We start from the raw sequence: 20,356 nt of genomic DNA on the forward strand, positions 1-20,356 counted from the left end.
AAAGCGCCCACACAGTTTGTCTTCTATTTCTTAATGAACCCGCCCCGAAGGCGTGATGCGTATTCTACTCATCTCAACTCCCTTGTCAAACACTTTTTTTGTTTTTTTGTGAATTGTCCTTTTATTCGAATTGCTCGTCTAACCAGTCATACATTATAGCATTAGCCAATACTGGATTACCTACCTGACAATGAGTGCTTGCCCCGGTAGTATCATTAAACTTATATTCCGCGGCATTTGTCTTTTTTACAAATTGACGACTTTGTCTTTCAGGTTCCCTGCCTTCTGCCTCGCCGATCAATGCCAATGTTGGACATTTGATTCTGTCTAGCATCTCTTCGACTTTAAATTCCTGCAAATACCTAAATGTTGCCTTAAATGTTTTCTGACCAAATCGGCTAATCAGACTTTCTGTCTGAGCCTTCAGTTGTTTCGACATTTCTTGTTCTGGAATATAAGCCAGATCTTCAATGGAAAAATCGTCCGTATCAGGAATATCCTTCAGAGGGTCAATGCCACTAAACGCGCTCATATAAGCGTAGAGGTCAACAATAGGTGAATTAGCAATCAGCGCTTTAACACGAGGCTCAAAGCAAGCTGCTCTTGTCGCAAAATAGCCGCCAAAGCTAATACCGCAAAGTGCCAATTTATTGTGGTCTATTTCTTGTCTATGCGCCAATTGATCAATAACCAAGGCCAATGGCTTTTCATAATCCGGCTTAAAACAAGAGCCGTCATTTAATCTAGCAGTATCCATCTGCCCCGGACCTGCCATTAAAATCACATTATACCCGCGCTCAAGTCCGGCAATTCCCCGCATGCAATATTCTTCTTCCATGGTGCCATCAAAACCACTAACAATAATAATGGTTTTTTTAGGAGTCCTCTCTTTATAAGGGCAGATAAGGTAGGCAGGAATTATTTCCCCATCCAGGTTGAAGGTGAATGATTCAAAATAATGCTTGCTAAAGGCCATTGCCTGCTGAAAACACGCTCTGGAAAGCAAGCCTAATTTACGATGCCCTTCTTTTTGCCAAGGACTGTAGTACTCAGCAGCACGGAACGAATTACTTGCTTTAAGGAATTGCTCGTAAGCACTTAGCGCATGATTCTTTGCTGCTCTGGCAATTGCTTCTTGTTGTTGATTATTCCCCCACTTTGCAAACGCTTTTACCCAAGTCTCTGGCTCACCTTCCTGAATTTCATCAGCCATAGCAAAGCATTCTCCCACAGAGGCACCTCCATAGGCCGTAGAGCCTAATTGTCGGAGTAATTGGAACTCCATTTCCGGATCAGAAAAGCCTTTAATCTTGATGATCCCGCGGGCCAAATCAGTCATATCTCTCTCTTTGCTGTTGGTTGATTGCAGTATTCATGGTAACCGATGCAAGAATCAACTGCCAGACGTTGAATTATAGCTAAGGACTAAGCTATTATCTGCGCAAATAATTAACTTCCTGAGGATTATATATGCGCACTGCCTGTATTATGCTAGTCGTTTTTTCTCTACAATCAACCTGGGCAAGCAATACTTATTATCATCAACAATATAATTCCTTGAACAATGCATTAAGGACAGGAACAGATACCAATGGAAAACCCTTGTATTTATGTACAGCAAGGCTTTTCAACAGCACTCAGCCCGGCAAAACCTGGGAAGGCTATGGTCGTTGTAACGTTCCTTACGGTGGTAAGGAATATATTGTCGATAAATTTGAAGTCCCCCTCAAGGATAGGTTCAGAGGTAGCTATTGGCAAAATAATGGCGGTATGGCCATGCCTGTGGGACAAGAGGCTGATGGTACGCCTTTGTTTTTATGCCAGGTTTTTTTCAAGGGAAGCAAGCAACCCGGAAAAACCTGGCCTGGATATAATCATTGTAATATTTCCTACGCGGGTCAGGAAATCATTACCGATAATTATCAGGTCTTAACCAAAGAAAGGGCAGGAAGACATCACCATCGGCATCAAGCTGAACAGCAGTGCATTCACGGCCGCTTTGGACAAATGGCCTGTGGCTATAATTGCATACAGTCAATTAATCGGGTTGGCTGCGCCTCTTCGCCAGACCAGCAATGTCTTGCTGATAATTTTGGCACCATTACTTGTGGCTATGGCTGCGTAAAAACTCCCCTTAAAGTCATCTGCGCAAACCGACGCAGCGAAAACTGTGTCATTAATAATTATAATGAAAGCCGTTGTGGAAAAAACTGCCGCATAGACCGCTTTAACCGTATTCAGTGCAATTAGCATCCAACACAGCCATAAAAGGCATGAGGATAATATCTTTTATGGCACCCGTTTGCTTTCTTTCTCATATCGACAAAAGGTCATATCGAACTTATTTTTTTCATCTCGAGGTCGAAAAATCGCTTCTTTACAACTCCAAATGTCTTTATCCAACTTTGGGAAAAAAACATCGGCCTCAAATTGATGATGAATTAGCGTCAAGTATATCCGCGAAGCCAGAGACAAGGTCTGCTCATAGAGAGTGGCGCCACCAATCACCATTACTTCTGGCACATCCGCTGTTAAAGTCAAGATCTCCGCTAAAGAGCTAACCAGTTTTACCCCTTCAAGCTTCCTTTCTTGACGACTTAACACGATATTTAAGCGACCAGGCAGAGGTTTGCCTATAGAGTTAAACGTTTTTCGACCCATGATAATTGGTTTACCCATGGTTATGGTTTTAAAGTGCTGCAAATCTGCTGGTAAATGGCAAAGCAAACGGTTATCTTTCCCTATGCCATAATTCTCATCAATTGCAGCAATCAAACTAATTATCGGCATCTGCTTTCCTTTCGTTTTGCCATAGATTCAGCCATCCTCACTGCAGCCAATAAACTTCCTGTTTCTGCCAATCCAGTACCAGCCAACTCTAATGCGGTTCCATGATCCACTGAAGTACGGATAATGGGAAGGCCTAAGGTGACATTTACCGCTGAACCAAATCCTGAATATTTTAACACAGGCAACCCTTGATCATGGTACATGGCAACAAAGGCATCACAACGCTTCAGATTATGAGGAGTAAATAAGGTATCCGCCGGAAAGGGACCGTCTAGATTGATCCCTTTATCCTTTAGTACACTGAGGGCAGGATTTATAATTTCGATTTCTTCCCGTCCCAAATACCCCCCCTCCCCTGCATGTGGGTTCAGACCCGCAACATAGATACGTGGATTATGGATACCAAATTGAGAGATTAGCGCCTCATTGAGTCGGCTAATTACCTTAGCAATCAAAGATACAGAAATGGTATCAGCCACTGCTCTTAAAGGAAGATGGGTAGTGACCAAGGCTACTTTCATGGAATCAGTTGCCAACATCATCACCACTGTTTCTGTCTTGCAATGCGCCGCCAGGAATTCAGTATGGCCAGTAAACGCAATACCTGCCTGATTAATTACAGCCTTATGGACAGGCGCTGTGACAAGACCTGCAAATTCGCCCTGAGAACATTTATCTGCTGCCAGCGTTAACATATCAACAACATAAGGCGCGTTTAATGGATCTAATTTTCCGGTTATGACTTCAGCCTTACAAGGAAGAGAAAGAACAGTCAGGTATCCAGGTTTTTGATTTAAGGGCAAATCAGGCTGATAATCTAAAAAATTGACATCCAGCCGCAATTGCCGGGCACGCTGAATAAGGAGAGCTTTATCCGCTAAAATTACTACTGGTAACTTATAGGCAGCGAGAGCAAGGCATAAGTCAGGCCCGACTCCCGCAGGTTCACCACTGCTAACAAGCAGTGGCTTCATGCCAATTCCTTATCAACAATACTGATATAAGCATTTGAGCGCAAATGCTGTTGCCAGTTCTGCACAGCCTCAGTAAATTTTCGCTGCTGTAAAAACTGCCTGACCTGTTGTCGTTTAAATGACTCCGTATCATCTATTTTTTTACGTTCCAATACCTCAATTAAGTGCCAGCCAAAAACTGATTTCACCGGTTTGCTAACCTTATGGGCAGGCAAGGAGTCCATGGCCTTTTCAAATTCCGGCACCAACTCTCCGGGATTAACCCAACCCAAATCCCCTCCTTTGACAGCACTTGCCGCATCCAGTGAATATTGCTTGGCTAACAGGGAAAAATCCTTGCCTGATTTCAGCTGTTGGTATAAATTGTATGCCTGCTTACTCGCCTCTCCGGAGGTGATGCTGGTATCAGGTTTCAATAAGATATGACGCACATGGGTCTTAACTACTTCATGATGCTGACTGTCCCCGCCACCTACCGTGATCAATTTAATAAGCTGGAACCCATTACCTGTTCTTATTGGCCCTGCCACCTGGCCGACCTTCATCGCAACCACTTGCGTGGCAAACACCTCAGGTAATTCCGCCAGATGACGCTCCCCTAAGTCGCCTCCTTCCAAGGCAAATTCACCACTGGATTCAGCAATGGCCAGACGACTAAAATCCTCTCCCTGTTTAACCTTGGCGAGTAATTCCATTGCTTTCTGACGTGCTTTCTTTAGTTGTTCAGTAGTAGGTTCCTCAGGTAATGGAACCACAATATTTTGCAAATGGTAGGTTTGTTGCTTTTTCTCATCCTGCTGAACGGTTTTTAAGTAATCTTCCACCTGTTCAGGAGTTATACTTAGATCCTTGGCCACTGCTTTTTGCTGCAAACGGCTGATTAGCATTTCCTTGCGTATATTTTCTTTATAAGTCTGCCAGGTTAATCCCTGCCTGGTTATTTCTTCTCGCAACTGGGTAACGGACAAATCATTCGCTGCGGCAATTTTGGCAATAGCGTCATTCAAATCAGTATTATCTATAGTGATATCATTTTGTTTTGCTAACTGTAATTGTAAATCAACATCAATAAGATGTTGCAACACCTGTTTGCGCAGCACTTTTTCAGGCGGCAGCTGCATATGCTTTGCTTCAAGCTGCTGTTTTAAGGTTTCCACCTGGGTATTTAATTCACTCTCCGTGATAACCCCATCATTTACAATGGCTACCACCTTATCCAAAGGTTGTGCTTCTGCCATGGTAAATACCGATAAAAGCAATGTTAAAGATGCTATTCGTTTTAGCATATAATTTCCCCTGTTAACCCTTTTGCAAGATTGGGTATTTTAATCAAATTAAAAGCAACTTTCATCAATTTAGCTCAACTCGCCTTAACTATTATGAAAAGTATCCAGATAACCAGGAATAAAAGTATTAATAGTACTCGATGGATCGCTGTTGCCTGCAGAGCCAAGCCCTTTTAATAAAATCTGAAAAAAGACATTATTGTTATACCTTGGCCGAGCCTGAGAATCCAGACTTTGGAAGCTTCGCCCAGCCATTAAACGCACAGCCCAGCAGCAACTGTCATATTGTACACCCAGCAAGGACAACATCTCATAGCGCTTGCTAATGTTGTAGTTATAGGCTCCCAAACTGCTCCATTGTTCATTAAAAGGCCAGGCATAAGAAAAACTTAACTGATTGAGGGCATTGTCTTGCACATTGCTAAACGCCACCTTGGTGATATCCCCATTGGCAAGGTAAGAATAACCAATGTTAACAATATGATTTAACTCCGGTTCATAATGGAAATTAAGATGGGCATTATCAGTCGAATTGCTGCTGACATTCCAAATATAATCCCCTGTCAGAACCCAGGCAGGATTAAAGCGATACAAGGCTCGTGCTGTAACAGGTGAATAGTCTGTATCCGGTGGCAAATAGCCCAGAGCAAGGGGATTATCCACGCAATAACCGGCGCTGCTTTGACATAATTTCACCCGCCTGTTGGCAAAATAACGCAGCTGCCCAATAGAGAAACTGGCTTTCTGCTCTCCTGTTTCCTCCGACAACCACTGAGAGCTCAATGCATAGGCAACCTGATTCGCATCCCCAATACGATCAAAGCCAGAAAAGCGGTTTTTACGAAATAATTGATCGTAATTAAATATCATATACCCAGAATCAAAAACCGGAATGGGTGTTTGATCATGATAGGGGACATAAAGATAGTAGAGCCGCGGTTCCAGGGTTTGGGTAAAGGACTTGCCAAATACTGGAAGAGAACGCTCGAAATATAAACCACTATCAATGCTATAGCGGGGAATAGTACGGTTAAATTGCTGAGACCTGTTATTAGTCTGCAAGGGAAAACCGTAATTATTGATTGGATTACTATCATTGTAAGAAGCGTAATTATTATTACCGATGCCATAATAATTCTCCACAACCTCTACCGAAGGGGTAATATATCCCCAAGGCTTGATTTGCGGCAGTGCCAGGACTGGATTTAAATGATAGCGAGATCCTTGTGGTTTCACTGAGGTATTCACAGGCCACTGATATCTGTCGAATTGTCCCAGGATGGATAGATTGCCATTCAAAGGCAGGTCACTATAGGTTCCATTTGCCATAAGCTGAGGCAGCCGTTGGTAAACATCCTCTATCGGCGTTTGATTAACGGGATGCAAGGTCTGGTAGCTTTGTACCATACCTCGAAGTAACCAATGATCAGTAGTGTAGATTAATTTAGCCTCACGCAATAATTGACGCTCGGTTAACACTGCCAGATTACTGCTGAAATCCTGAAGGAAATAATCATCAGAAACCTGTTGGAAATTAATCCCCAAATGCAGATTAGGCAGCAACTGGGTGTTATTTAACATTTGAAAAGACCATCTGTTGTCAGACAGTCCTTTTAGTCGGGGATATAGCACCTCTTGATCGAAAAGATATTTTTTAAAGGCTTGATCATCAGGGAGAATACGCCCATTAAAAACTCCTGATGAATAAGGGGTTAAATATCGAAACTGCCCTTCCATCATCAAACCGCGGCGTGAATAAAGGTGAGGGGTTATTGTTGCATCGTAATTGGGGGCGATATTCCAATAATAAGGTTGTGCATAATCAAAACCACCGATATTGGAAGAACCAAATACCGGCATTAAAAATCCGGATTTACGCTCTCGGGAGGTGGGGAAACTGAAGTAGGGGGCATAGAGTACAGGCCAGTCATAAATGCGTAGTTTGGCATGACGGGCAACCCCTGTCGCCTTGGCATCATCCAATGTAATTCGTTCTGCCTCAATCTGCCATGCCTTATCCTGGGGAGCGCAATTGCTGTAAGTGGCTTTTTCCAAACGATAATCCTTATTAGCAAAACGCTCGATAAGGCTTGCTCGACCCCAGGCAGGTAAAACAGCACCGTGCCGTTGAAAGTTAAAACGGTATAACACATCTTCGACTTTTCCCGACTTGTCCTGCGGGTAAATGGTTGCTTTTCTGGCAAGCATCAAGCGCTCGGGTTCCATGTAGTGAACCTCACCCAGCAGTTCAATTTTAGTGACCTTGTTTGATTTTGCATCGCGGTAAACATAGGCTGTCTGTGCACTTACCACCCGCTCGGCCTCCTGCACCTCCACATTGCCAGTCAGCCGCGAACGGCCTTGCGTGTAAAAAGAGACTTCATCAGCCATGATCCGCACCTCACCTTCTCCTGCTAACGGCGTGATGGTAATCGGTTGATAATGGCCATGGCAAAGCGATGTGATGTCAGCCTCAGCTACCTGCCACCCTAAACAATCTGCAAACCGGGCGCGAATAGCATCGGTTAAATCCACATCGCGGGCAATGACGCAGGCTTTTACTGGTTCAACGACCAATACGCCTGAAGCATAGCTTATCTTATGGTACGTGCCGACAGCCGCACTGACTACAGCAAGCATGCTCGCAAAAAGATAACGATGAGAAATTATTTTATTAATAGCAAACCTAATGTTCAGCGTCACCAAAATACCTTATGATGCACATGCACAAAGGGTGCACGATAATTAATTAGTACAATAGTTAAATCCACATTTTGTACGCGGTAAATTAAGGCTTGGGAGTATAACATGCAAAATCGGCAAAACGCACTTAACAAATGGTTAGGCGAACTATTCGCGCAAGCCCGATTTACTCTCACCCCTTTAGCAGGGGATGCCAGCTTCAGACGCTATTTTCGCCTCCATACCCATAATAGCAGCCAGATTGTTATGGACGCCCCCCCTGAGAAAGAATCATTGGAGTCATTCCTGGCAGTCAATGAATTGCTGATCCAGCTGGGCATCGATGTTCCGAGGATACAAGCCGTTGACAAAGAACAAGGATTTGCAATCCTGGATGACTTAGGTGATGAGCTGCTACTTGGCAAACTGTCAACCGGGACTGCCAGCCGATTATACACAGCAGCAATGGATGTTCTGCTCACCATGCAGCAATGCCCTGTCCCCAGTCTCAACCGATTGCCTGCCTTTGATAAGCAATTCATGCTGCAGGAACTTGCTATCTTTAAAGAGTGGTTTCTTCATGCCTATTTGGAAATTCGGCTTGACCCCGGGGAAGAAAACCTCTTAAACGAGACGTTTAACTGGCTCAGCAATCAAATTTCAATGCAGCCGCAGGTATTTATTCATCGCGATTATCACTCACGCAACCTTATGCTACTTCATGAGAGTGGCAAAATAAAACTAGGTGTTATTGACTTCCAGGATGCCATGCGCGGACCCTTCACCTATGATCTGGTGTCTTTGCTTAAGGATTGTTATATCCAGTGGCCGCATGAGCAAGTCATCTTTTGGCTTGAACATTTCTATCAACACTCATCAATAGCCCAGCAATGGACGATAAAGGATTTTATTGGTGGGTTTGATTTATGCGGACTCCAGCGCCATTTGAAAATACTTGGTGTTTTTGCACGCCTGTACCTGCGAGATAATAAGGCGAATTACCTGAAGGATTTACCGCTAACTCTTCACTATATATTGGCTTGCCTTGAGCGCTATAACGAATTACAACCCTTCTACCATTTCATGCAAAACAGAGTTCACCTGCCATGAAAACTGCAATGATCCTGGCCGCTGGCCGAGGGGAACGATTAAAACCCCTAACCAATATAATTCCTAAAGCATTGTGCCAGGTACATAACAAACCGCTTATTGAATACCATGTGATAAAGCTGGCACGCTGCGGTTTTGAACGTATTGTCATTAACCATGCCTATTTCGGCGGGCAAATACGTCGTCACCTGGGCAATGGAAAAAAATGGGGAGTGGAAATATGCTATTCTCCTGAGCCACCTGGCGGACTTGAAACTGGCGGCGGAATAGTCAACGCTTTACCTTTACTGGGCAAAGAACCCTTTATGACCATCAATGCTGATATTTTTACCCACTACGATTTTAGTACCCTGAACATGGCTGATGATGCACTTGTCAAGCTGGTACTGACTAACAACCCGCAACATAACCGCCAGGGCGATTTTGGTTTGTTTAACCAGCAACTCACTAATGAAAGAGTTTATACTTATCTTGGCATCGCCTGCTATCATCCGGAGGCCTTTCAGCAGAGTCAGGCAGGAAGATACTCCGTAACCCCACTGATACGCCAGCTGGTTAAAGAAAACCTCGCTCAAGGCGAGCTTTTTCAGGGCATATGGGCAGACATCGGTTCTCCAGAAAGACTGTCTTTTGCCAATACCTTGCCTGATTGCCTTGAATTATCAACCACCTGAAGAAGGACTGCGGTAGCCCGTCGCCTCAGGCGCCTCTTCATTACGTTGCGGTCCCTTAGCTTCAACCGTTGGCGTTTCTGCAACTTCAGCTTTGGGGGTCGGATAAGCATGGGATTGGGGATTGACCTCTACTGAGTTATTTGCTCCTTGTAGCTGCTGCAGGAACTTTTGTATTCCCTGGTTACTGTCAGTAATCAATTCTCTCAATTCGGCAGGGTCAGCCTTCACCGGCTCTCTGCTGTCATCATAAAGAACCTGGCCCTGCTCGTTTGTTTTATAGATCACACTATGTCCGTCAACACGTTGATTAATCATATTATTTTTTGCAAGCCAGCTGTTAAAAAGGGTGTCCAGGTCATTAACTGCTTTAGCATCAGTGACAGATTTACCCCCCGTAGAATAGCCTCTTACAAATTGAGATTCATCGCTAACAGCAAAATCCATCGTGATAGCGCCATTGACCGTCGAGGCAACATTTCTTACCGCCTCTGCGGCGCTATTTTGCTGCAAATTCTGGAACGTGGAGAGCGGGCTGGTTTTGCCAGTCCAGGGATTATTTCTTGAGTCAAGCTGCAGACCAACCCTATGAGCGAACTCTTCAATATTAGCCAACGCCGACCTGGCTTTATCAACCAGTCCATGTGCCTTTAATATTTGTTCAAATCTTGTAAGCAAGTAGTCAGCCGCTTCTTTGGTGGCGGCAGCAACTTCCTTACATTGGATTAACATCTCTTTCGTCGGCAAGGGACTATTCTCTTTACTGCTAATAACTCTTGAACGCGGCATAATATTCTCTCATTCCTGATTACCAAGAGGAAACACTCAAGACTTTCAGTTGAAGACCTCTTTAGTCTTTTGTCAATAAGTTTTAGATGATTATAGCAAATTCCCCTCGTTTGACCGAGAGGAATAATGCTGTCTAATCGTTAAGAGAAAGTAAAATTTTAATAAAATAAGAGACGATAATCTGACTAAAATTACCCTGTCTGTGGTTAATTAATCCAGCGGATTAGGGAGCATATCGGTCACTGAAGCAAAAGATTTCTTCTTCATTGACTCGAAAGAAAACTCATCAACCTGTATTGCATCCCAGCGTGCTTTTTCAACAGCAATTAAGGTATCCATTTCCTGTTGAGTCAGTTCACCCTTGCCCACCTTAATTGCCAACTGCTCTTTTAAAGCATCAAACTTAAAGCGTTTTAAATCCTTAATCTTGCGATAAAGATCCCCATGATTAATTAACAGCTGCAGTGCATGCTCCATCTTGTCTATGGGCTGTTTCGCATCACCGCTTAAATAAATCGACTGTTTAATGCCATCTCGGTAATGGTTGTTGCGCATCATTAATTGAGCCAAATGATGATCAAGCCTATCGCCAGGGTAATGCATGGTTTGGCCGAAAGGAAATAATAATACCCGTACTAAAAAACCAAGTGGCTTTGAGGGGAAATTACGGCAGAAAGAGAGCATGGCCTTCTGAGCCTGATAGAAACAATAAGTCACTGCCCATTTGGCATGCAGCTTTTGATCTTCATGTTCTTCATTTTGTTGATAATATCGAAGGCTTGCCATAGCCATGTAGAGGTAGGACATCCCATCGGCGAGCCTTGCTGACAACCGCTCCTTGCGTTTCAAATCCCCCCCGAGGTAAATGAGAGATAAATCAGCAAGCCAGGCATAAGCATGACTCAAACGGGCCAGACGCTGATACTCCCGCTTTAAAGCGCTACGAGGAGCATTAATTAAAAGACCGGCAGTCCATCCAGAGCAAAGCCCTTTGGCAAAATTATGCATGAAATAATAAATATGCTTCCAGATTAATTGCCTGAATGCCATTTTATCATCTCGGGAAACGGCATAGAATTCATCGCGAACAAAGGGATGGCAAGCCATCGAGCCTTGTCCAAAAATTAGCAGGTTACGGGACATAATATTAGCCCCTTCGACAGTAATTGAAACCGGGATCCCCAGATAGCAACTGGTTAAATAATTGCGGGGGCCTACTACAACAGCACGACCGGCATGAACATCCATGGCATTATTTATGGTGATACGGCCAAACTCGGTATTAAAATATTTTGTCATTGCTGAAGCTACGGAAGGTTTTTTGTGCTCATTCACCGCCGCTACGGTTAGCAGGCGCGTAGCATTCGCCAGGTAATTCAGGCCGGCAATTTCTGCAAGCTTTTCTTCCACCCCCTCAAATTGCCCTATTTCTGTATTGAACTGGCGACGAATTCTGGAAAATGCACCGGTGGTTAGATAAGCAATAGTAGAAGAAGCAGCGCCCAATGCAGGCAAGGAAATTGAACGACCAATTGATAAACATTCAACCAGCATCTGCCAGCCGTGGCCGGCATTTTTTTGCCCGCCGATAATAGTGGAAATAGGGACAAAAATATCTTTCCCTCGTATGGTGCCATTCATAAATGGCTGAGAAGCCGGTAAATGCCGATTGCCGATTTCAAGATTTTCCGTATCACGCGGTATCAACAAGCAGGTTATTCCTTCCTCGCCCTCTCCCTTCAATAAACCTTGCGGATCTTTCAAATTAACCGCCAGGCCAATTAAGGTGGCAACAGGCGCTAAGGTGATCCAGCGTTTATTCAGGCTGACATTAAGGCCAAGAATCTCTTTATCACCAACTTTCTTTTTGAGTACGATGGCTTCAGATTGGATTGATGTAGCATCGCTTCCTGCGCCAGGTTCCGTCAGGGCAAAGCAGGGAATATCCAATCCTTTCGCTAAATTTGGCAGATACTGGGCTTTTTGTTCTTCAGTTCCATAATGAGTCAGCAACTCACCTGGGCCTAATGAGTTGGGTACCATCACCGTAACCGCTGCAACGCCCGAACGGCTGGCAATTTTCATCACGATATCTGAATGAGCGCGTGCAGAAAAGCCTTTGCCGCCATATTCCTTGGGGATCACCAGACCAAAAAAGCCGTTTTCCTTAATGTAATTCCACACCTCATCTGATAAATCGCTGGCCTGGCTTATCTTCCACTCATCAAGCATGTCACATAAAGTTTGGGTTTCATTATCAACAAAAGCCTGCTCTTCTGCAGTCAGTACGGTTGAAATATTAGCCAATCGCTCCCAATCAGGCGATCCGGTAAATATGTCTTTCTCCAACCAGGTATCTCCTGCATTTAACGCTTCCTCTTCGGTTTTTGAAAGCTTGGGGATCGAATTACCCAACCGCGCGAACAAAAAATCACTGATAGCATCTCTCACCGCATCGACACGGAGAACGATTACCGTGCCAATAACCACTAACCAGATTAATATTCCGGGCAGCCAATGCATGCCGACAAAAAAGGTCGCAATCAGCAAATAGATTGCACTGCCTATTTCCCAGATTAACGGATTTAAGCGGCGATACAGCACCGTCAAGGTAAATGCGAGATATACAAGAAATAAAAGTGTAGCCATACCAGTCCCTTCCTTTGCCTTTGAATAACCTATGGTATCAGAGAATAACCACTCTGATTGATGCATCCTGATGCGAATGACAGATAATCAGGGTGAAATTCAGCTATTATCCACAGAAAATAAATATTAACAATTAGTTAGTGTAAGTAAAATATTGCTTTGCTAATATTAATTATTTAGCGTAACACTTTTACTTTACCTATTACCATAATGAATAAACGCCTGGTGTGGAATTTTGAAATCAATGAGCATAATAGCCTTACTGTCTCCGCTTTGCCCAAAGACAGTAAGGATGAGCTAAAGTGGGAGGCACGATTTTTCTGGCCAGGGGAGCAAATTATTACCTTGCAAGGGCTTGATGAGAAGCTTCTTGATATAGGGAATTACCAGGTAAAACATCGTCAGGACGTTTATTTTCTACTCCCTGACCAGCATTACAATATTAAACGGCGACGCAACGAATTAATCTACAAACCATTGTTAAGAGAGGGAAGGCAGAGTCAAGGTTATGGTAAAAAAATTAAACTGGCAGAGCACCCTGACAAGCAACCATTGCCAGGCACCCCATCGCTGACCAGGGAACAATTATTAAGTCATCTACAAAAAAAAGGTGTTGAGATTGCAGTCGATAAATGTGCCTTAATCTACAAGTTCCCCAGCACTCCTGCCGTCAAGCTTGAATTGGCAAGACTTCAAATCGCCAATAAAATTTATTTTAGCGCCTGCATTGAAGGATGGTCACAACAACTGGTTGAGCAGATAACAAAACACTTGCTCGCCTCTCAGGTTTCCTGCAACTATGTTAATTTTCTTAAACAAACGTTCACCTCATGATTAAAACATTACTGGCTATCAGCCTGAGTTTCGGCAAAATTGGCATTATTTCACTAGGTGGCGGCAATTCGATGTTAAAGCTGCTGGAGTATGAGGCAGTCAATTATCGCCACTGGATAGGCCAGGAAGAATTCATACGCATGGTGGGTTCAACGTTCCTGTTTCCCGGCCTGACCGCAGTTAAGTTAGCCGCCTTGATTGGTTATAAGGCAGCGGGAATGAGCGGGCTAATCCTCGCTGTTGCCTGCCTGAATTTACCAGGGCTCATCCTGGCAGTAATCGGTTACCAGATTTTAAACAGCCATAACGGACCAATGGCCCATAAAATCATGGTTGCAGTTCAATACGGGGCTTTGGCACTGTTGGCAGCAGCCTCTTTCTCCATCGCACAAGGCGTGGTTGCAACCTATTATTCCCTTTCTGCCGTCATTGCTTGTGTTTTGTTCTTCCTGGGTTTGGTTTATCTGCAACTTTCCCCATTCTGGGGGTTTATTGCTTTCATAGGAATTTGCTTTTTCCTTGTTCAATAAATAGCTTAATCATGGCAAGGCTTGCCTGGAATAAGAAGGTGCACTAACCTAGCTTTAGCAACCAGCTATTTTTTTTGGAGTCTTGGCTTGAATGATCAACTGGATAACCCGGAATATTATATCAACCGGGAATTTACGGCCTTAGCCTTTAACGAGCGAGTCCTGCAACTTGCCAAAGATGAGCGCGTACCACTTTTAGAGCGGATGCGCTTTCTTTGTATATGCAGCAGCAACCTTGATGAATTTTTTGAAATTCGCGTTGCAGGCTTGAAGGAAAAAATGGCCCTGGCTTCACAAAAGATGTACATTGATGGCTTGCATGCTGATCAAATCTTCACTCAGCTAAGTAAAAAAGTTCACCAGCTGAGCGATGAACTGTATCATATTTTTAACAGGCAATTACTGCCAGCAATGAAAAAAGAAAATATTCATTTCCTGGCAACTGAAGAATGGACCGACGATATTCATCTATGGGCAAAGCACTATTTTAAAAATGAAATCTTACCGATTGTCAGCCCTATCGCCCTTGATTTAGCCCATCCATTCCCACGTCTTTTTAATAAAAGCCTCAATTTTATTATTTCTCTGCGCGGCAAGGATGCGTTTGATCGTAACATTGACTATGCGGTGGTTCATGCTCCTCGTTCCTTGCCTCGCCTGATTCCTCTGCCCTCAGAGCTACGTACAGAAGGCAGCTCCCATTTTGTTTACCTGTCTTCCATCATTGAAACGCATATCCATAGCTTATTTCCAGGCATGGAAATAAGCGGTTGCTACCCTTTTCGTTTAACCCGCAACAGCGATTTATTCTTACGCGAGGAAGAGATAGAAGATTTGGCCGTGGCCGTGCAGCGTGAGTTGTTTTCCCGCCACTATGGGCATGTAGTCCGCCTTGAAGTCGATAAACGTTGCCCAGGCAGTATTGTCGATTTCCTGCTGCAAAAGCATCACCTTCATCATGAAGACACCTATTATTGTGATGGCCCGGTGAATCTGCAGCGTTATTCCTCGGTGATTAACCGCATTGAACGGCCTGATTTAAGCTACCCCCCTTTTATTGTTCAGTATCCTGAGGCATTGGGCCATAAGCGTTCTATCTTTAGCGTACTTGATGAGCAGGACATCTTATTACACCACCCCTACCAGAGTTATGAGGTGGTCATTGACTTTGTCCGCCAGGCTGCTGCTGACCCTAATGTCCTGGCCATCAAGCAAACCCTTTATCGTACCCATTCAGAATCAATCATGGTAAAAGCATTAGTGGAGGCTGCGCGCTCGGGAAAAGAGGTGACTGCCGTGATTGAATTGCGCGCCCGCTTTGATGAGGAATCCAACCTGAAACTCGCCAACCGCTTGCATGAAGCCGGTGTATTAGTACTTTATGGTGTCGTTGGCTATAAGACGCATGCCAAAATGACACTGGTCGTTCGCAAGGCGCATGGGAAATTAAAACGGTATGTCCATTTAGGTACTGGCAATTACCATGAGCAAACAGCAAAACATTATACTGATTTTGGTTTATTAACCAGCGAGCCAACGATTACTGCTGATACACAAATTATTTTTCAACAACTCACAGGCCTTGGACGAACCATCAAGCTCAAAGCATTATGCCATTCTCCTTTTACTCTGCAGCGAAATCTGCTTCAGTTAATCGAAGAATGCAATCAGGCCGCATCAGAAGGTAAAGAAGCTGAAATTAATATCAAAGTAAATGGCTTGACTGACAAAACAATGATAAAAGCCCTTTACCGTGCTTCACAGGCCGGAGTAAAAATTAATTTACTGGTTCGCAGCGTTTGTTGCCTTAAACCAGGCATCCCTGGTATTTCCGATAACATCCGCGTGCTTTCTGTTGTTGGCCGTTTCCTTGAACACCATCGCATTTATTATTTTCGTACCGAGGATTCTGAGCGCTTGTATTGTGCAAGCGCCGACCTGATGGAGCGCAATTTATATAACCGTATTGAGATTATGTTTCCCATCCTTGATGAGGGATGCCGCAAACGGATTAAACAGGAAATATTTAAAAACTATCTGAAGGATAACTCCAGTACCTGGGAAATGCAGGCCGATGGCAATTATAAGCCGCTGACCAGCGGCAGCTACAGTGCTCAGGAAAAACTATTACAACTCTATGCCAAACATGTTTAAAGACTAAATTAACAGCGTCTTGCCGGGTTTGCCCGCTTCTTCACGAGCCAGACGGGGAAGCAGGTAACCGGGCAACTGCTTTTGCAACTGCCTGTAGAGAGACAATGCAGTATCCTCTGGGATATCAAAATGCGCAGCCCCTGCAACCTTGTCTAACAGATGCAAATAATAAGGAAGGACACCAAAACTGAATAAGCGCTCACTTAACTCAGCCAATACATCTGCAGAGTCGTTAACTCCCTTCAACAACACAGATTGATTCAGTAAATGGCAGCCAGCCTGGCGCAAAGCCCCGCAAGCATGAAGCACTGTATCATCCAATTCTTGCGCATGATTACAATGCAGCACTATCACCTTATGTAAAGGGGTTGCCTGTAGTAACTGCAAGAAACTTTTATCAATCCGTTCAGGAAGAACCACAGGAATGCGAGTATGAAAACGCAGCGTATGCACATGGCTGATAGACTGCAATTGCTGCAACAGTTCAGACAGCACGGCATCGGCTGCGAGCAAAGGATCACCGCCGCTTAAAATGACCTCATGGATAGTATGGTCCTTACGAATGTAATCAAGTACCGCCGGCCACCCTTCCCGTCCGGGATTATTTGCCTGGTAAGGAAAATGGCGCCGGAAACAATAACGGCAATTGATTGCACAGGCACCGGTTAGTGTCAGCAATACACGTCCGCGGTATTTGTGAATCAAACCCTCAACAGGGTTCGCTTTGGCTTCAGCAAGCGGATCGTTGACATAGCCTTGCACGGGGTTTAATTCTTCAGCAGAGGCAAGCACTTGCAAAAGGAGAGGATCCCGGGGGTTAGCCGATTGCATCCGGGCAACAAAACCACGGGGAACTCGTGTCTTGAATTGTTTTTCGGCGAAAGGATTACCTAAATTTAAAGGCAAGGCTAAAAATTCGAGCAACTCATTGACGGAGGCAAAGCCTTGTGCCAGTATTTTTTGCCAACTCACAAAGGAATCTCGCATTGATTATACAAAATTGATAAACTGCGCGAACTCTAGCGAAATTGCAACAAAATCTCAACAGTGGAGCACTGATGGCAATCTACAGTACAAATGAATTTAAAAATGGTTTAAAGGTAATGGTCGACAATGCGCCATGTAATATTGTTGACTGTGAGTTCGTCAAACCCGGCAAAGGCCAGGCATTTACCCGCGTTAAAATCCGTAACCTGAAAACAGGACGCGTTGTTGAGCGCACCTATAAATCAGGTGAAACCTTGCCCTCTGCCGATGTCATTGACGTGGAAATGCAATACCTGTACACGGATGGTGAGCATTGGCATTTCATGGTGCCAGACACATTTGAGCAATATGCTGTCGGCTCTGAAGCAATCGCTGATGCCCTACAATGGTTAAAAGAACAGGACATCTGTGTTGTTACCTTATGGAACAATGAAGCCATCCAGGTGCTGCCACCCAATTTTGTTGTGCTAGCCATTACTGAAACGGATCCGGGCGTTAGAGGCGATACTTCAGGCGGCGGCGGCAAACCCGCAAGATTGGAAACAGGGGCAGTTGTCCGTGTTCCGCTTTTCGTACAAACCGGTGAATTAATAAAAGTGGACACCCGCAAAGGCGAGTATGTCTCAAGGGCAAAAGAATAGGAGAAAGAGCCATGGCTGCAATAGATTTTGAGGAAGACTTTAAAATATTGCAGCTTGAGCCTGGCTACAATGAATCATCCATTGCCTGCAACCTCAGTCTCTCTCATTACATACTCTAATATCTGCATGGCAATATCTTCCCTCATTACTTGCTCCATGCCTTTAAAGCCTGGTGAAGAATTCGCTTCACAAATTTTAAAACCGTCCTCAGCGAACAATAAATCAATCCCGGCAATCTTCAAATTGAACAAATCCGCACAAGCTATTGCCAGCTGCTCTATCTCATCATTAAGGGGATAGGGAAAAACCTCACCACCCAAAGAATAATTCGCCTTAAAGCTGTTTTTTGCCTTTCTCTGCATGCTGCCAATCACCTTTCCGCCCAGGACGAAAACACGCAAATCCCGGCCGTAGCTGCTGGCGATGTATTCCTGGAGAATCATCTGCTGATTGCCCCCATGACTGGCAATTAACTCCATGAGATCAATAAAACTGATTTCTGACTCGCATAAATGAATACCAATACCGCGTGCCCCGGAAGTATTTTTGATAACCAATGGAAAGCCAATTTCGCGTTTCACCACGGAAGCAGAGACAGGGAATTTAACCAACATGGTTTTAGGGAAGGGTAAATCACTTTGGGCAAATAACTGACTAAGAAGCATCTTGTCCCTGACTGTTTCAATCGCACTGGAATCATTACAAGTATAGACACCCGATTTCTCCAGTTGACGAACCACAGCCAAGGCAAAATAACTGGTTTCAGCCCCGAGGCGAGGGAGCAGAAAATCAGGCAACAAAACTCTGGAGCCATCCAACAGAATGCTTCTCTTCTCTTCTCGAGTCACCACTAACTCAAATTGCTCCGGTTTGTAAACTTCAAGCTCTAATTGTAAATGCGCCGCAGCGGCCAATAACCGATTGACCCCATGATCGGCATCGGTCAATTCTTGCTTACTCCGTTTATAAAGAACCCATCCCTTCATTATGATGCCTTAGAAAAATACAATTTGAAAATATAAGGAAACTGTTTGCTCAAAAAAAAGCCTTGAGATAAAATCTCTTTAAGTTTCATCTTAGGACAGTTCATGAAATTCTACTTTAATACCCCTGATCAGATAAATGCTGATGAAGCCTTTAATAACAAAGAATATGAAAAAGCACTTCAATTATACAACCATGCACTGCAAACACTGCAACAGCCAAGCGCTTCTGATACCGGAATGGAATTATCCACTATGAATGACCTAATGGGTACTCCTGATACCCCGTCTATCAAACCTGCGCTAGCCCCCAGACTCCTAAAAGGAATTATCACTCCTGCTTCTACCCCAGTATCCTCTAATGAAACCACAAAATGCTCCCAAGCCTTCATGACTGCCATTGAAAGCATTATAACGCCCTCGGTAAATCCTAAATTTCTGGCAAATTTATTATCTCTGGCAGCTGATTTTTTCCGTCAATACCAATGTCAATCAGTACCTACCCGCACATTTATCGTATTAGCGTTTGATCTTTATCAACAGGTACGGATGATTAACTCAGAGCATAAGAGAGCAAGGCATTTTATCGAGAAAATTTTAAAAGACCACCCCGAGATGCTTGATGATTATACCCGTTTCAACCAAGCACCAGCTAACAGGCGTGGCCAGGACGACCGGAAAATATTTAATCAGGCATTGGAGGAGATGACAACTCAATTGGAAACCCTAATGATAACTACTCCTGAAAGTCTGGAATTAACCATGAATTTACTCGTAGACTCTATTACCAACAACCTTGACTCTATCATTATAAAAGCCCAGCTGGAAAAAAGCCCCCTGGCTGAGACATTTTCCAAAATTTATCAGTCTGAAAAGTCTTTACCAGAAAGTAGCCAGGGGATAGAGCAGTTTCTGTAACACCGCTCTTCGACATACAGCCCGCAGATTACCATCTGCGGACATAACCATACCAGGCTCTAGGGTAGCCCACACTATAGACACCGCGGTAGCCGCTCCAATAGCCGCTTCGCCAGCCATAGCCAGCATAACGACTACCCCAGTAAGGACGATAGCCATAATAACCTACAGAATAAACATAGTCGTTAGTGTATCCGGGATGGTAGGCTGTTCTTGTTACTGTGCAACTCGAAAGAAACAGAGTTGGGGAAAACATTAACAAGGCGATGATTAACTTCTTCATGATGCTTCCTTGCCAAAGATATTGTTTTATAATTATACTTCATGTTTTAAAAACATACAAAATAAACCAATTACC

At 44.0% G+C, this 20,356-nt stretch carries 18 protein-coding genes; 8 read left to right on the forward strand and 10 right to left on the reverse strand.

Annotated features, from left to right (window positions below):
* Positions 1–121: 121 nt before the first annotated feature.
* Positions 122–1,339: an alpha/beta hydrolase gene (locus tag E1O65_RS09540; RefSeq protein WP_133133379.1), complete on the reverse strand. Its 1,218-nt coding sequence runs from the start codon at positions 1,337–1,339 to the stop codon at positions 122–124.
* A 131-nt stretch (positions 1,340–1,470) separates the two neighbouring features.
* On the opposite strand from E1O65_RS09540, the gene E1O65_RS09545 reads away from it, so the two are divergent.
* Positions 1,471–2,250 (forward strand): DUF3421 domain-containing protein, encoded by a 780-nt coding sequence (locus tag E1O65_RS09545; protein ID WP_133133380.1) that lies wholly within the window; start codon positions 1,471–1,473, stop codon positions 2,248–2,250.
* Between the two features lie 39 nt (positions 2,251–2,289).
* On the opposite strand, the gene E1O65_RS09550 is transcribed toward E1O65_RS09545, so the two are convergent.
* The 4 genes from E1O65_RS09550 to E1O65_RS09565 form a co-directional block, all read right to left on the reverse strand.
* Positions 2,290–2,790 (reverse strand): dihydrofolate reductase, encoded by a 501-nt coding sequence (locus E1O65_RS09550; RefSeq protein ID WP_133133381.1) that lies wholly within the window; start codon positions 2,788–2,790, stop codon positions 2,290–2,292.
* Complete coding sequence (gene pdxA / locus E1O65_RS09555; protein ID WP_133133382.1) at positions 2,781–3,764, reverse strand: 4-hydroxythreonine-4-phosphate dehydrogenase PdxA; 984 nt, start codon at positions 3,762–3,764, stop codon at positions 2,781–2,783. The genes E1O65_RS09550 and pdxA overlap by 10 nt, the downstream gene beginning before the upstream one ends.
* Positions 3,761–5,050: a peptidylprolyl isomerase gene (locus tag E1O65_RS09560; RefSeq protein ID WP_133133383.1), complete on the reverse strand. Its 1,290-nt coding sequence runs from the start codon at positions 5,048–5,050 to the stop codon at positions 3,761–3,763. Before E1O65_RS09560 ends, pdxA begins: the two co-directional genes overlap by 4 nt.
* Positions 5,051–5,134: 84 nt before the next feature.
* Entirely contained in the window at positions 5,135–7,690 is a 2,556-nt protein-coding gene (locus E1O65_RS09565; protein ID WP_133133418.1) for an LPS-assembly protein LptD, read from the reverse strand.
* Positions 7,691–7,858: 168 nt separating this feature from the next.
* Between E1O65_RS09565 and E1O65_RS09570 the strand changes: the two genes are divergently transcribed.
* Both E1O65_RS09570 and murU read left to right on the forward strand, forming a co-directional pair.
* Complete coding sequence (locus E1O65_RS09570; RefSeq protein WP_133133384.1) at positions 7,859–8,842, forward strand: phosphotransferase; 984 nt, start codon at positions 7,859–7,861, stop codon at positions 8,840–8,842.
* Entirely contained in the window at positions 8,839–9,516 is a 678-nt protein-coding gene (murU, locus tag E1O65_RS09575; protein WP_133133385.1) for an N-acetylmuramate alpha-1-phosphate uridylyltransferase MurU, read from the forward strand. Before E1O65_RS09570 ends, murU begins: the two co-directional genes overlap by 4 nt.
* Here murU and E1O65_RS09580 read toward each other — a convergent pair.
* Positions 9,505–10,302, reverse strand: a complete 798-nt coding sequence (locus tag E1O65_RS09580) for a hypothetical protein (RefSeq protein ID WP_133133386.1) — start codon at positions 10,300–10,302, stop codon at positions 9,505–9,507. The genes murU and E1O65_RS09580 overlap by 12 nt on opposite strands.
* Positions 10,303–10,512: 210 nt before the next feature.
* Positions 10,513–12,951, reverse strand: a complete 2,439-nt coding sequence (locus tag E1O65_RS09585) for an acyl-CoA dehydrogenase (protein WP_133133387.1) — start codon at positions 12,949–12,951, stop codon at positions 10,513–10,515.
* Between the two features lie 225 nt (positions 12,952–13,176).
* On the opposite strand from E1O65_RS09585, the gene E1O65_RS09590 reads away from it, so the two are divergent.
* The 3 genes from E1O65_RS09590 to ppk1 all read left to right on the forward strand — a co-directional run bounded on the left by E1O65_RS09590 (position 13,177) and on the right by ppk1 (position 16,469).
* Complete coding sequence (locus E1O65_RS09590; RefSeq protein ID WP_242601575.1) at positions 13,177–13,785, forward strand: hypothetical protein; 609 nt, start codon at positions 13,177–13,179, stop codon at positions 13,783–13,785.
* Complete coding sequence (locus tag E1O65_RS09595; RefSeq protein WP_133133389.1) at positions 13,782–14,315, forward strand: chromate transporter; 534 nt, start codon at positions 13,782–13,784, stop codon at positions 14,313–14,315. Before E1O65_RS09590 ends, E1O65_RS09595 begins: the two co-directional genes overlap by 4 nt.
* 87 nt (positions 14,316–14,402) lie before the next feature.
* Positions 14,403–16,469, forward strand: a complete 2,067-nt coding sequence (gene ppk1 / locus E1O65_RS09600) for a polyphosphate kinase 1 (RefSeq protein WP_133133390.1) — start codon at positions 14,403–14,405, stop codon at positions 16,467–16,469.
* A gap of 3 nt (positions 16,470–16,472) precedes the next feature.
* Here the strand turns inward: ppk1 and epmB are convergent, their stop codons facing one another.
* On the reverse strand, positions 16,473–17,456 hold the full coding sequence (gene epmB / locus E1O65_RS09605; RefSeq protein WP_133133391.1) for an EF-P beta-lysylation protein EpmB: 984 nt from the start codon (positions 17,454–17,456) through the stop codon (positions 16,473–16,475).
* A 71-nt stretch (positions 17,457–17,527) separates the two neighbouring features.
* On the opposite strand from epmB, the gene efp reads away from it, so the two are divergent.
* Positions 17,528–18,097, forward strand: coding sequence for an elongation factor P (efp, locus tag E1O65_RS09610; protein ID WP_133133392.1), 570 nt, complete (start codon positions 17,528–17,530; stop codon positions 18,095–18,097).
* A gap of 74 nt (positions 18,098–18,171) precedes the next feature.
* Here the strand turns inward: efp and E1O65_RS09615 are convergent, their stop codons facing one another.
* The gene (locus E1O65_RS09615; RefSeq protein WP_133133393.1) at positions 18,172–19,083 is read right to left on the reverse strand and encodes a RimK family alpha-L-glutamate ligase; all 912 of its coding nucleotides are present in this window, start codon (positions 19,081–19,083) and stop codon (positions 18,172–18,174) included.
* Between the two features lie 102 nt (positions 19,084–19,185).
* Between E1O65_RS09615 and E1O65_RS09620 the strand changes: the two genes are divergently transcribed.
* A complete protein-coding gene (locus E1O65_RS09620) occupies positions 19,186–19,998 on the forward strand; it encodes a hypothetical protein (protein WP_133133394.1) in 813 nt (270 codons plus the stop codon).
* 28 nt (positions 19,999–20,026) lie between these two features.
* On the opposite strand, the gene E1O65_RS09625 is transcribed toward E1O65_RS09620, so the two are convergent.
* Positions 20,027–20,281, reverse strand: coding sequence for a hypothetical protein (locus tag E1O65_RS09625; protein WP_133133395.1), 255 nt, complete (start codon positions 20,279–20,281; stop codon positions 20,027–20,029).
* Positions 20,282–20,356 lie beyond the last annotated feature (75 nt).

This window comes from Legionella sp. W10-070, assembly GCF_900640175.1.
GTDB lineage: Bacteria > Pseudomonadota > Gammaproteobacteria > Legionellales > Legionellaceae > Tatlockia.

Bases quoted from the DNA above. Each gene is read 5' to 3' on its own strand.
- E1O65_RS09615 (WP_133133393.1), bottom strand. From the start codon at position 19,083: ATGAAGGGATGGGTTCTTTATAAACGGAGTAAGCAAGAATTGACCGAT.
- E1O65_RS09580 (WP_133133386.1), bottom strand. From the start codon at position 10,302: ATGCCGCGTTCAAGAGTTATTAGCAGTAAAGAGAATAGTCCCTTGCCG.
- pdxA (WP_133133382.1), bottom strand. From the start codon at position 3,764: ATGAAGCCACTGCTTGTTAGCAGTGGTGAACCTGCGGGAGTCGGGCCT.
- E1O65_RS09550 (WP_133133381.1), bottom strand. From the start codon at position 2,790: ATGCCGATAATTAGTTTGATTGCTGCAATTGATGAGAATTATGGCATA.
- E1O65_RS09560 (WP_133133383.1), bottom strand. From the start codon at position 5,050: ATGCTAAAACGAATAGCATCTTTAACATTGCTTTTATCGGTATTTACC.
- E1O65_RS09625 (WP_133133395.1), bottom strand. From the start codon at position 20,281: ATGAAGAAGTTAATCATCGCCTTGTTAATGTTTTCCCCAACTCTGTTT.
- efp (WP_133133392.1), top strand. From the start codon at position 17,528: ATGGCAATCTACAGTACAAATGAATTTAAAAATGGTTTAAAGGTAATG.
- E1O65_RS09545 (WP_133133380.1), top strand. From the start codon at position 1,471: ATGCGCACTGCCTGTATTATGCTAGTCGTTTTTTCTCTACAATCAACC.
- E1O65_RS09585 (WP_133133387.1), bottom strand. From the start codon at position 12,951: ATGGCTACACTTTTATTTCTTGTATATCTCGCATTTACCTTGACGGTG.
- E1O65_RS09595 (WP_133133389.1), top strand. From the start codon at position 13,782: ATGATTAAAACATTACTGGCTATCAGCCTGAGTTTCGGCAAAATTGGC.
- epmB (WP_133133391.1), bottom strand. From the start codon at position 17,456: ATGCGAGATTCCTTTGTGAGTTGGCAAAAAATACTGGCACAAGGCTTT.
- E1O65_RS09570 (WP_133133384.1), top strand. From the start codon at position 7,859: ATGCAAAATCGGCAAAACGCACTTAACAAATGGTTAGGCGAACTATTC.
- E1O65_RS09565 (WP_133133418.1), bottom strand. From the start codon at position 7,690: ATGCTTGCTGTAGTCAGTGCGGCTGTCGGCACGTACCATAAGATAAGC.
- E1O65_RS09540 (WP_133133379.1), bottom strand. From the start codon at position 1,339: ATGACTGATTTGGCCCGCGGGATCATCAAGATTAAAGGCTTTTCTGAT.
- murU (WP_133133385.1), top strand. From the start codon at position 8,839: ATGAAAACTGCAATGATCCTGGCCGCTGGCCGAGGGGAACGATTAAAA.
- E1O65_RS09620 (WP_133133394.1), top strand. From the start codon at position 19,186: ATGAAATTCTACTTTAATACCCCTGATCAGATAAATGCTGATGAAGCC.